The organism is Erysipelatoclostridium sp. MSK.23.31, assembly GCF_019125875.1.
Lineage (GTDB): Bacteria > Bacillota_I > Bacilli_A > Erysipelotrichales > Coprobacillaceae > Thomasclavelia > Thomasclavelia ramosa.
Genome location: NZ_JAHOCB010000005.1, coordinates 1 through 12,285, shown reverse-complemented (window position 1 = coordinate 12,285; position 12,285 = coordinate 1). Strand labels below are relative to the sequence as shown.

Annotated in this window: 15 protein-coding genes; 11 read left to right on the top strand and 4 right to left on the bottom strand. The window is 28.8% G+C overall.

Translation table 11 applies throughout. From position 1 onward, the window contains the following. The first annotated feature begins 4 nt into the window (after positions 1 to 4). The 6 genes from KSU54_RS03780 to KSU54_RS03755 all read left to right on the top strand — a co-directional run bounded on the left by KSU54_RS03780 (position 5) and on the right by KSU54_RS03755 (position 5,841). A complete protein-coding gene (locus KSU54_RS03780) occupies positions 5 to 1,129 on the top strand; it encodes an aldo/keto reductase (protein WP_003537544.1) in 1,125 nt (374 codons plus the stop codon). 120 nt (positions 1,130 to 1,249) lie between these two features. Next, on the top strand, positions 1,250 to 2,146 hold the full coding sequence (locus tag KSU54_RS03775; protein WP_008791554.1) for a MurR/RpiR family transcriptional regulator: 897 nt from the start codon (positions 1,250 to 1,252) through the stop codon (positions 2,144 to 2,146). 117 nt (positions 2,147 to 2,263) lie between these two features. Next, a complete protein-coding gene (locus KSU54_RS03770) occupies positions 2,264 to 3,709 on the top strand; it encodes a family 1 glycosylhydrolase (RefSeq protein WP_003537548.1) in 1,446 nt (481 codons plus the stop codon). Next, positions 3,690 to 4,553, top strand: coding sequence for a 4Fe-4S binding protein (locus tag KSU54_RS03765; protein WP_040434291.1), 864 nt, complete (start codon positions 3,690 to 3,692; stop codon positions 4,551 to 4,553). The genes KSU54_RS03770 and KSU54_RS03765 overlap by 20 nt, the downstream gene beginning before the upstream one ends. Positions 4,554 to 4,629: 76 nt before the next feature. Then, positions 4,630 to 5,283, top strand: a complete 654-nt coding sequence (locus KSU54_RS03760; protein WP_003537552.1) for an MmcQ/YjbR family DNA-binding protein — start codon at positions 4,630 to 4,632, stop codon at positions 5,281 to 5,283. 189 nt (positions 5,284 to 5,472) lie between these two features. Continuing rightward, complete coding sequence (locus KSU54_RS03755; protein ID WP_003537554.1) at positions 5,473 to 5,841, top strand: hypothetical protein; 369 nt, start codon at positions 5,473 to 5,475, stop codon at positions 5,839 to 5,841. 29 nt (positions 5,842 to 5,870) lie between these two features. On the opposite strand, the gene KSU54_RS03750 is transcribed toward KSU54_RS03755, so the two are convergent. Then, positions 5,871 to 6,665 carry a MurR/RpiR family transcriptional regulator gene (locus KSU54_RS03750; RefSeq protein ID WP_003537556.1) on the bottom strand — a complete coding sequence of 265 codons (795 nt, stop codon included), beginning with the start codon at positions 6,663 to 6,665 and terminating at the stop codon, positions 5,871 to 5,873. A 290-nt stretch (positions 6,666 to 6,955) separates the two neighbouring features. Between KSU54_RS03750 and KSU54_RS03745 the strand changes: the two genes are divergently transcribed. Further along, positions 6,956 to 7,387 carry a metallophosphoesterase family protein gene (locus KSU54_RS03745; RefSeq protein ID WP_009300227.1) on the top strand — a complete coding sequence of 144 codons (432 nt, stop codon included), beginning with the start codon at positions 6,956 to 6,958 and terminating at the stop codon, positions 7,385 to 7,387. Between the two features lie 81 nt (positions 7,388 to 7,468). Here the strand turns inward: KSU54_RS03745 and KSU54_RS03740 are convergent, their stop codons facing one another. Next, a complete protein-coding gene (locus KSU54_RS03740) occupies positions 7,469 to 7,672 on the bottom strand; it encodes a hypothetical protein (RefSeq protein WP_147333909.1) in 204 nt (67 codons plus the stop codon). Positions 7,673 to 8,063: 391 nt separating this feature from the next. After that, entirely contained in the window at positions 8,064 to 8,447 is a 384-nt protein-coding gene (locus tag KSU54_RS03735) for a PAS domain-containing protein (protein ID WP_003537561.1), read from the bottom strand. Between the two features lie 226 nt (positions 8,448 to 8,673). On the opposite strand from KSU54_RS03735, the gene KSU54_RS03730 reads away from it, so the two are divergent. Together KSU54_RS03730 and KSU54_RS19400 are read left to right on the top strand one after the other, a co-directional pair. Beyond that, a complete protein-coding gene (locus KSU54_RS03730; RefSeq protein WP_158559023.1) occupies positions 8,674 to 8,838 on the top strand; it encodes a hypothetical protein in 165 nt (54 codons plus the stop codon). Then, positions 8,771 to 9,067, top strand: coding sequence for an IS110 family transposase (locus tag KSU54_RS19400; protein WP_003537564.1), 297 nt, complete (start codon positions 8,771 to 8,773; stop codon positions 9,065 to 9,067). Before KSU54_RS03730 ends, KSU54_RS19400 begins: the two co-directional genes overlap by 68 nt. Before the next feature lie 725 nt (positions 9,068 to 9,792). On the opposite strand, the gene KSU54_RS03720 is transcribed toward KSU54_RS19400, so the two are convergent. Continuing rightward, a complete protein-coding gene (locus KSU54_RS03720) occupies positions 9,793 to 10,116 on the bottom strand; it encodes a winged helix-turn-helix transcriptional regulator (RefSeq protein ID WP_003537566.1) in 324 nt (107 codons plus the stop codon). A 201-nt stretch (positions 10,117 to 10,317) separates the two neighbouring features. On the opposite strand from KSU54_RS03720, the gene KSU54_RS03715 reads away from it, so the two are divergent. Further along, the gene (locus tag KSU54_RS03715; RefSeq protein WP_117791891.1) at positions 10,318 to 11,178 is read left to right on the top strand and encodes a nitroreductase family protein; all 861 of its coding nucleotides are present in this window, start codon (positions 10,318 to 10,320) and stop codon (positions 11,176 to 11,178) included. A 104-nt stretch (positions 11,179 to 11,282) separates the two neighbouring features. Beyond that, positions 11,283 to 12,110, top strand: coding sequence for a MurR/RpiR family transcriptional regulator (locus KSU54_RS03710; protein ID WP_008791559.1), 828 nt, complete (start codon positions 11,283 to 11,285; stop codon positions 12,108 to 12,110). Positions 12,111 to 12,285: the final 175 nt, after the last annotated feature.

Below are 12,285 nucleotides of genomic sequence, written 5' to 3'. Positions count from 1 at the left end.
AAATATGGATAATAAGAAATTGGGATTTGGTTTAATGCGTTTACCTTCATTGGATCCTAATGATCCAGCGAAGATTGATATTGAACAAACAAAGCAAATGGTTGATCTATTTTTGGAAAGGGGATTTACTTACTTTGATACAGCTTGGATGTACTGTGGTTTTGCAAGTGAGAATGCTGCTAAAGAAGCATTAGTGGACCGCTATCCTCGTGATAGTTTTACATTAACAACAAAATTACATGCAGGATTTTTAAAATCAAAAGAAGATCGTGATCGCATTTTCAATGAGCAGCTAAAAAAGACAGGGGTAGAATATTTTGATTATTACTTATTGCATGATATTAATACCCATAGTATTGATACTTATAATGAATTAGATTGTTTTAATTGGATTGTTGAAAAGAAAAAACAAGGGTTAGTAAAGAAAATAGGTTTTTCTTATCATGATGGGCCGGAGTTACTGGATAAAGTTTTAACTGAGCATCCTGAATTTGAACTAGTTCAATTACAGATCAATTACTTAGATTGGGATAGTGCAGGAGTACAATCTCGTAAATGTTATGAAGTTGCGACAAAACATCATAAGCCAGTTATTGTAATGGAGCCGGTTAAAGGTGGAACATTAGCAAATGTGCCTGAGGAAGTTACGAAAATGTTTAAGGACTATGCTCCACAAAGTTCAATTCCATCTTGGGCGATTCGTTTTGTTGCTAGTCTAGATAATGTAGTCATGGTATTAAGTGGTATGTCTAATATGGAACAATTGTTAGATAATACTGAATATATGGCTAATTTTAAACCTTTAAATGACAAGGAATACAAACTTATTAATAAAGCAGTTGCAGCTATTAATTCTACTATAAAAATTCCTTGTACGGGATGTTCGTACTGTACAGATGGTTGTCCAATGAATATTAATATTCCAAAATATTTTTCATTATATAATGCAGATTTACAAGAAGTAGCAGAAAAGGGCTGGACTCCACAAGGCGAATATTATGCAAATCTGACAAAAACGTTTGGTAAAGCAAGTGACTGTATTGCATGCGGTCAATGTGAGAATGTTTGTCCACAACATTTAAATATTATTGAAGGACTTCAAGAAGTGGCTGCTCATTTTGAAAAATAGGCTATAATAGAAGAATTAAAAGGTCTAAGTTGACTTTTTAGTTCTTTTATTTTTATTATATTCAATATTTGCTTATTATCATTACTTATAATAGAATAAAATTAGATGAGGTGGAAATATATGTTGATTGAACAAAAAATAGAACGTGCAAGATTATCTCAAAGCCAACAATTAATTGCTGATTATCTTCTGGAAAAAAGAAGTAATATAAAGGATATGACAATCAAGGAACTAGCTGTAGCAACATATACATCAACGGGAACGATTATCAGATTAGCCAAAAAATTGGGATATCATGGTTATGAAGATTTTAAGGCTGATTTTTTAAAAGAAGTTTATTATTTAGATACTCATTTTAAGAATATTGATCCCAATTTCCCATTTGTTAAAACTGATAATATTCAAAAAATTGCAAGTAAAGTAACATTACTTGCACAAGAGACATTATCAGATACATTAGCTTTGCTAGAGCATGATAATTTACAAAAAGCTCTTCGAATTATGCAGAAGGCCAATCAAATTCATTTAGCGGCAATTTCTTATTCTTTATTATTGGGACAAATTTTTAAATTAGACATGCTTAGAATTGGAAAAAATGTTAATATTTGTAACACTAATGGTGAAGAGTTATTTTTACCTGCGGTAATTAAAAATAATGATTGCATAATCATTATTTCGTATTCAGGAGAAATTCATAATTTATGTAGTTTGGCTAGGACTTTAAAAGGAAGAAGCGTGCCAATTATTGCAATAACAAGTTTAGGGGATAATGAGCTAAAAAAATATGCTGATGTTGTCCTTCATATTTCAACTCGCGAAAAATTATATTCAAAAATTGCTGGATATTCTAATGAAAATAGTATTAAACTAATTCTTGATATTTTGTATTCATGTTATTTTAATTTAATGTATGATGATAATTTAGCTCGACGAATTGCAATCTCGAAACAAGCAGAGGTGGGACGGGAGTCTACGTTAGAGATAATGAAAGAAGATAATACTCAAAGCGGAACGTAATTCCGCTTTTTTTATTTCAATTTATTAAAAAGCGTAATCTTGATACAACATTTCCTTTAATTCTTTAGTCTTTTAAAATAACTTGATAAAATTTATAATGTCGAGGAGGAAATAAGCATGGATAGTAATTTTTTATGGGGTGGTGCAAGTGCTGCTAATCAATATGAAGGTGGATATAATTTAGATGGTCGAGGTCTTAGTATTAATGATGTTGAGTTGGGAGCAGGACATGGAAAAATCAGGGAAATTCATGAATATGTGCATAAAGATACTTATTATCCAAGTCATATAGCTACAGATTTTTATCATCATTACCAAGAGGATATTGATTTAATGGCGGAGATGGGATTTAAATGTTTTAGAATGTCAATTGCCTGGTCGCGGATTTTTCCAAATGGAGATGACTTGGAATGTAATGAAGCTGGATTAGAATTTTATGATAAAATATTTGATGAATTAATCAAATATGGGATAGAACCAATTGTTACTTTGCATCATTTTGAATTACCGTTATCATTAGTAAAAAAATATGGGGGATGGAGAAATCGAAAATTAGTTGAATTATCGGTTAGATATGCAAAGACGGTCATGGAACGATATCGAAATAAAGTTAAATATTGGATGACTTTTAATGAAATCAATGCACTCTTTTTAACTGATCGACCATGGCATATGGCAGGAATTATCTATCAGCAAGATGAAGATTTAAATCAAGTTAAGTTTCAGGTTGCTCATTATCAGCTGCTGGCAAGTGCTTTAACTGTCATAGAAGGACATAAAATTAATCCTAATTTTATGATTGGAAACATGTTATTATACCCTTGTACCTATGGGGCAACTTGTAATCCCACAGATCAAGTGATTGCCCGTGAAAAGCTATTACCAACATATTATTTTGGTGATGTTCAGGTGCGAGGTTACTATACAAATACTTGTAAATCTTATTTAAAAAAATGTAATGGTCATTTAGTAATTGAAGCCGGTGATGAAGAAATTTTGCTTCAAGGAACAGTTGATTATATTAGTTTTAGTTATTATTTTTCTGCTGTTGAAGGCGTAGCTGATATTGAGATGGTAGAGGGAAATTTATCTTCTGGCGGGAAAAATCCATATTTAACAACGACTGAGTGGGGTTGGCAGATCGATCCTGTTGGTTTACGTTATTCTTTAAATCAATTGTATGATCGCTATCAACTTCCTTTATTTATTAGTGAAAACGGATTAGGAGCGATTGATCAAATAGAAAAGGATGGCACAATTATTGATGATTATCGAATTTCATATTTACAAGAACATCTTCGAGCAATGAAAGAAGCAATTGAGATTGATTTAGTAAATTGTTTTGGTTATGCAATGTGGGGACCAATCGATATTATTTCGGCGGGTACTGGTGAAATGAAAAAGCGATATGGTTTTGTTTATGTTGATTTAGATGATTTTGGCAATGGAACATTAACTCGAACTAAGAAAAAATCTTTTTACTGGTATCAACAAGTAATTGCTAGTAAGGGTAAAAATCTAATAAACACGGAGGATAATGATAATGTTGAAACGAGTTTATAATCAAAATAGATGTACAGGTTGTGGAATTTGTACGATTAATTGTCCACAAAAAATTTTAAAAATTTCTAATGGTCATTGTGTAATCACAGATTTTGATAAATGCACTAGGTGTCCTAGGTGTCAAATTTGTCAACAGGTTTGCCCATATCTTGCAATTGAGTTTAAAAATGAAGAAAAGAGTACTTTTCCCGTGTTATTAAAGGGAGTGACGATTCCTTTTCATACAGGTTGTTATCAAGGGATGATTGAGCGGCTATTGGCAGAGGTTTGTGAAGCGATGAAACTTGAGAATAAATTAGTTATATTTAAATCAAAAGATGCCCGTTTTGAAATAAACGTAGAAATTTACGGAAGTGATAATTATCTTAAAGATGCGTTAGAGTATAAACATAATCATCCAGAAAAGATAGTTGTTGTATATTATACTGATGAAGAGCCATGGCAGCATAAACAAGCAATCAGTGATTTTAAAGAACTTGATAATACACCAATTACTATTTTTCACATGCTTAATTATTTTTCTAATTTAAAATTAAAACCAACTTCTGATGAATATGCTATAGATCTTTGCGAAATACTATGTATTTCAAAAGACGCTGCATTAGTTGCTCGTGGAAGTTTTACAGATATTAAACGAATTACTGAAGTAAAGCGTTATATGAAAGAGGCAATTGGACACCAACTTGAAGCCAACGGCTATACTTTTTTAGAACTAACATTACCATGTCATTGGCGGTTATTAGATAAACCTCAAGGTACTATTACATCTTTACAAGTAATAGAAAATATTGAGTGGTTTAAAAATATTATCAATAAGATGTACCCGTTAAAGAAATATAAGTAAGATAAGATTGACTATAAAACAATGACTAGATACGCTATAATGTTATAGTAACGATGAATTATAGGGGGACTAGATCATGGATAGAGATGAGGTACTTAATAATTATTATATGCAAGAAGATGCCCTAGTAAAATATGGATTCAAACGTCTTGATAATCTTTTTATTGTTGAAAAAACTTTGAAAAACAATGAATTTTATGCTCGTTTTGAAATAAGTAATAGTTGCTTCAACATTGATGTGTTTGAAAATAACGGTGAAAAATTTTTACCTTTTTATATAAAAAATGTAGTTGGGGGCTATACTGCACTGATAAAGGAAGAAGTTGCAAGTTTAACGGATGAAATCTTAAAATCATGCTTTAAACCAATTAGTATTAGAAAAAAGATATTAGCTTATGTAAATGATAAATATCAAACTGAAGCAGATTATCCGTGGACACGTGATCCAATGTCAGCTACCTTAAAAATATTAGAAACTAAAAAATGGTATGGATTGATTATAAATATCCCATATCGATGTTTAAATATTGATAAAGAAGGAAAAGTAGATATTTTAAATGTTAAAAATACACCTGAAAAAATCAATGCCTTAATTGATCATATTCATTATTTTCCTGCTTATCATATGAATAAAAAGCATTGGATCAGTATTTTACTTGATCGTACTGTCCAGATAACACAAGTAGAAAAATTATTAGATGAAAGTTACCAACTAGTTACTAAAAAGTAAAATAATTTTATAATTTAGTGAATAATAAAAATACATCAGTATTTATGATAGATATTTTATTAAAGACATCTCAATCCGAGATGTTTTTTTGGATATATGAAAAAATAATGTTTTTTAATTTGATATAGTGTAAAATATAAGATATTTGAGATTAGAGTAATAGTAATAAGGAATGGAGAATTATAAATTATGGTTATTGTATTAATTGCAGCAAGATATAAAAAACTTTTAGAGTGGATAAACAATCGTAATTATGAAGGAATTAAAGCAATCTATAAAATTAAAAACGTTGGGCCAAAGGTTTTTCTTTATATTGATACTAGCCTTGATTTAAAAAATATTATTAAAACATTTAAAAAGAGTATCAGTGAACAAGGTGGGATGGCATATGTATATGAATTCTACGGTATTTATAATGAAAAAATCGATTATAATGCTTATATCAGCAATAAAACTAAAGATACAATGCGTTATTATCAAACAAAAATAAAAGATTTAACGGATAAGGAATTACATGATTTTTTATTAAAAAATAACATAGATAACGATAGTGATTAAAGACTATCGTTTTTATGTTATGTAAGTTATTAGTGTTTATTTCTTTTATAAATCAGTGAATAGATAATACTAAGAATATAATTAAATGCAAGTTGTGAATAAAAAGTAGCAATTTTTTCATCTTTTTCTTTATGAGGAATAATTATATGATAATTGCTATATTTGACTAATGGATTGTCACAGTTAGAAGTAATGACAATGATCTTGCAGCGTTTTTGAAAAAGAATTTTTAAACAGGCTTTATAGGATTCATTTTTATCATAAGTGATAAATAAACAACAATCATCCTTAGTGATTCCTTTACAAAAAGATTCCTGTTCATTATTTTCAGTTGTCAAAATGAAAAATTTACCAATTTTAACTAGCTTATTTATAAAATTCATCGCTGTAATTTTAGAATCACCAATTCCAAAAACAAAAGTTCGTGGACTAGTATCAAGAACTTCTACAATATCTTCTAATTCAGCAATATTTAATTCACTGTTAATTAGATTAATGCTATCTTTATAGACATTTGAAATACTGTTAATAATTTGCCAGGTTGGTTCATTTTCTTGGAAAGGTAGAGTGAAATCAGTTTCGTTATTTAGATATTTTAAAGATTCGATATTTCTTAGGTATTCTATTTTGAAATCTCTAAAGCCATTAAATCCTAGTTTTTTACAAATTCTTATAATTGTTGTATTTGACGAAAATGTTTGGTTAGCTAATTCTCCAATTGTCATATTTAAGACTAGATTGGGATTTTCTTTAATAAAATTGATGACTTCGATCTCACTTTTTGTAAAAAGTTTCTCATTACTTAAATTATCGATTAAACTCATTTTTACTTACTCCTTAGAATAAATTTATGAAACAGGAAATAAAGTCTATTATTTCTTGTTTGTTATGATTATAGCATTAAAGGAAGGGGTTTCATAGAATAAATTCAGCTGATTTGTATTCCTCCCGATTGAAATATGCTAATATTAAATTTTTTAAGTATTTATATTGGATACTTTATTTTTCATGATATGAGTGATTGTAAATATAGAATAACTTTGTTATATTAATTTTTGAAAAGAAGCATATGGAAGATGAGGCGTTTGCTATTTTGGGAAAGGATGAAATGATAATGATTAGAGTAGGAGTGATTGCTGATACACATGACATATTAAAAGAAGAAGTGTTAAATGAACTGAAACAATGTGATTATATTATTCATGCTGGTGATATAGTTGATATAAAAATATTGGAGCGTCTACAAACAATTACAAAGGTATTTGTTGTAAAGGGGAATAATGACAAGCTGAGTCTGAATGAAGAAGAATATTTTAATATTGGAGGTTATTCATTTTATTTGGTTCATCAATTAGACACTAAAAAGGATGTTGATTTTTATATTTATGGACATTCACATCAATTAGCATGTTATCAAAAAGGTAGAACATTATATTTAAATCCTGGAAGTTGTGGAAAAAAACGTTTCTCATTGCCCTTAACATATATTATTTTAGATCTATATGAGGATCATTATGAATTTCTTGTTAAAGAATGTTCTAAATAATTGTTTTTGATAAAAAGTCTTGATTGAATATGCATTCAGCAATTTCAACTAGGCTTTTTATTATGCAGAATATAAGATTTTTCACGTTAAAATATCATTGTTTTCATATAAATTATCAAGTTCTTGTTTTAATGAATTAAAAACTCCGTTTGATGAAATCAAAAATATTTTTTTGAGAACATCTTGCTGCGAAACTGTCTGGTCTTGATATTGATACATTTTTATTGATAAATTTAGGTGCTTTTTTGTATCAGCTGGGAATAAGCGGTATATGTTTTTGTTCATCATGTATATTTAATACTTCTAAGAACTCATTGATGTTTGGGTCAGGTATTCCGTTGTATTTTTGTAGTAATTATGTTGATAAAGTTGTCAGAAAATTTAGAATTTTTGAAATATATTACATTTAATACTTTATATGATACAAAAAGTATTTTAGAAGGTAGTGGATATAAAAGCGGATTAATGGCTATGCTGTTAATTGCAATTATTTTATATATAATCGGTATTATATGGTTTCAAAAAAAGACTTGCCATTATAAAATAATAATTAGAAATTTATGGTAGGGGGTTAATCATTTAAAACAAATAAAAAGACAGTCATATGAATTTCTTTTCTAATAGAATACAAAATGTATATTTAGAAGATAGTAAGATATATTGCTGTCTTTTTTATTTAATTTTTTGATTTCCAATATTCAAATATAGGAGCCTCTGGTTTGTCTTTTGACCAGAACATTTCATGTCTTTCAAAATAGCCAATAACTTTTTTTGATGCATCTTTAACAGGAACGAAAAACTCTCTTTCTCCAGTTTTACCATTAAGAACTTCAAACATTTCTTCTTCACCAGCATCGGCGCGTTCTAGAAATTCTTCAATTCTTTTCTTTGAATTTTCATTATGACAATTGAATAAACTATTGCCAACTTGAACTCTTGAGCCGTATCTTTGCTTTGCGGTTTTATTCATATAGCGTACAATATGATTTCGATCAACGAAGACTATTTCATAAGCATAAGCATCTAAGATATTATATAAGATTTCCATTGTTATTTCCATTTTATCACGTATACTCAATTTAGGTCACTAAGTTGAGTATTCTCCTTTCTGCCCTTATATACATTTATATCATCCAGGGCCAATGATGATATAATTTTATTAGCACTGTGGATTTGTCCCTATTTTTCTACAGCTTGACTGTTTAGAGGTTATACCTGCCACAGTTCTTTTTCAAATTGTTGATTAAGTTAATTAGCACTCGATGCTTTATGAACAACGTGAATACATGAAGAAAAAACTTGTGGTCTTACTGACAGTGCGAATTATTTTATGGAGGTTTTTTATAACTTATTTAGTTGGTATCGATATTGCTAAATACAAGCATGACTGCTTCATTCATGATCATAATGGTGAAGCCATTCGTCATTCTTTTACTTTCGTTAATAACTAGAATGGGTTCAATCAATTGCTTCTTATTCTTAAATTTTTTGGATAAGAATCAAAAAATAAAAATAGGTTTTGAAGCCACTGGTCATTATGGAAGCAGCCTTAAACAATTCCTCAAAGCCTACAATTTTGACTTTATGGAGATTAATTCTTTTTTAATCAAACAATTTTCCAAAGCCTCAACTCTTAGGAAAACTAAAACTGATAAGATTGATTCTGTTTTGATTCCTTGATATCTTACGACCGTTGACTACAAACCTACTTCGAACCAGTCATAGCACCTTGCTTGAAATCTACAAAAATATTAATGCTAAAATAAAAGATATTGAAGCTGGAATCATTCAGAAATGAGTCTGGACAAGATAATTTTAAAGGTCACATGGCAAAACATGGCTCTTCTCATCTTCGTCAAATTATCATGAATGTTGTAGATACTTTTGCATTAAACAATCCTGTTATATATGACTATCAATCAAAGAAGGAAAACACTGGCGAGTTGCACAGACTCACGTTTGCTAGAAAACTTATCCGTATCATTTTTTACCTAGAAAAAACGGCATGGATTTTGATTCCAAATTATTAAAATAATAATCAATAGTTGTCACTATTAATTTTTTTGGAGTTGAAAAACTCCTTTTTGGTGTTATTTGATATCTATATATAAATTTTTTTATAAATCGTTTGATTTACAATAGTTAATCACCTCTTACTATTTGATTTTAACAAATATTCATTATTTTTGATAGTCATTGTATAAATGAGAGACATATTAAATAAAATTATTGACTATTATTGTGGCTAAGTTACAATAGTAATTTGAATTTAAATAAAAGTAAATAGGATACTAACATCTTTGAAATTGGTCAATTAGTTTTAAATACTAAAATCATATATGTATTTTATATTAACTCTTGTGGAAATAATGGCATATGTGAATCATTTTTGATATATCACAAATTTATTTTTTATTTTTATATGTATTTCCCCAATCAGCCATTACGTCGATTACTGGTCGCATACTTTCACCAATTTCACTTAAACTATATTCAACACGTGGTGGGACTTCTGGATAGGATGTTCTAATCACGATTCCATCTTCAACCATTGACTTTAAGGTTGAGGTTAAGACTTTTTGAGATATTCCATCAATTTCTCTTTTCAATTCATTATAACGCATTGTTTTGTTAAGAAGATATTTCAGAATTAATAATTTCCATTTGCTTCCAATTAGTTCAACAGTTGTTGCAACTGGACATTCTGGCAAGTTTTCTTTTTTTATCATTGGTCCTGTTCTCCTTTAGATAAGTTAATTTTATTATAAATAGTTAGAGTCATTTAAGCAAGATAGAGCTAAGCCGGTAGTTGTGTTATAAATCTCATTTCTAACAAAAAAGTGCCTTCTTTTTTAATCAATAATTACTTGATATTATAATAGTAGCTTAAAAATTATAAAATTAATTCTATTGAAAGGGAGAAAATATTTATGAATATTACTAATTTTAAATGGAGTCTTGAAAAATGTATTCATTGTGGAAAATGTTTGAAGGTTTGTCCAGGCGATTTGTTTATTTTTGATGATAAGAATGAATTAAAAATAAAAGAAATTGATTGTTTTGGTTGGGATGGATGTTGGCAGTGTGATCATTGTTTGGCTGTATGTCCAACTGGGGCAATTTCTATTTTTAATAAAGATCCTCAAAATAGTGTAACTTTACCAGATTATCAAGATGCTGGGAAAATGATGTCGGCGTTGGTTCGTACTCGTCGTGCTTGTAGACGTTATCTTAATAAAGATGTTGATAAAAAAATTATAAAAGAATTAATGGGGAGTATTCAATATGCACCAACTGGTGGCAATAAGCGAAAGTTAGAGTTTACCATTATTGATGATTGTAAAGAAATGGACTATTTTCGCTTATTAGTTAGAGATGAAATGATTAAATTAGCTAATAATGGCATATATCCACAAGGGTTTGATAAAACTTCATATAATCAAATGATGGCATGGGAAAAATCAGTTCGGCCAGACTCTATTTTTTGTGGAGCACCGCATATTTTGATTCCTCATGCACCAAAAAATATTCCTTGTGCTGTTCAGGATGTTAATATGGCAGCTGCATATTTTGAATTGTTATGTAATGCAAATGGATTGGGCGCAATATGTATGAGTTATCCATTGGCAGTTCTAGGTAATATGCCTAATGTAATGAAATTATTGCAAATTCCTGAGGATCATTATATTAGTTTAATGGTTGGGTTTGGTTATCCTGAAATTCGTTATGCTAGAGGCGTTCAACGTGAGGAAAATGGTAAAATTAAAAGAATTGTTTTTACTCAAGATTAGGATAGTTTATTAAATTTAAATATTTTTAATGAAATAACTACAGTTAGAATTATAATTGTTTGGTTTTTAGAAAATTTATTGTAAAATATGAGTGGGTGATTAATATGAATTTAGTAGACCTGCTAAATGACAGTAAGCAATTTAATGAAACGCAAAATATAATTTGTCAGTATATTTTAAATCACAGTGAAGATGTTGTTAAGATGAGTGCAAGAGCATTAGCAAAAGAAACTTATACAAATGCTTCAACGATTATCCGGTTTGTGCAAAAGATTGGATATGAAAATTATAATGATTTTAAAATTCATCTTGTTCATGATTTAAAAGAATATCAAGCTGCTGATATTAAAATTACAGAAAAAGAAAAAAGTATTTCAATTGTTGATAAAATTAGTGAACTAGAAAAAAATGTCATTGAAAAAACAAAAAATCAATTATCATTACAACAAATAGAATATATAGCAGAACTCCTAAAGAAAACTACATATATTGATTTTATTAGTAGTGATGCAAATGCATGTATTGCAGATTATGCATGTCATTTATTTTTCTTAGAGAGAAAGATAGCTAATAATTATACAACATCAAATCAGCAGCTTTATTTAACTTTAACTGAATTAAAGGAGCATGTTGTTTTTGTGATTAGCCGTAGGGGAGAAGATGAAAAGATTCTTAAAGTTGTTCAAGAGTTACATAAAAATAAGGAAATAAAAATTATTGCAATAACTGGGAGAAAAGATAGTCCAATTGCAAGATATTGTGATGAAATTTTATCTGCGATTCATATTGGCTCTTTTGTTGAATTAAGAGATATGATTTTTCAGGTTTCTGCTCAATATATTATTAATTGTCTATTTTCTTTGTTATTTACAGACGATTATCAGTCGATTGTTCAATTTAATGACGAATATGAAAAAATATATTTAAAGTGATATGCAACAATGTTGCATATTTTTTACTTATTTTCTTTAAATTATGTCACATTGTTTCTTTCTTTGGAAAACCGATTGAAAATAATTAAGTTTTAAATTACTATAAAACCGTATATTTAAAAGGAGGAAATAAAATGTTACACAAAAAACTAAAACCATTCCCAAGTGATTTTTT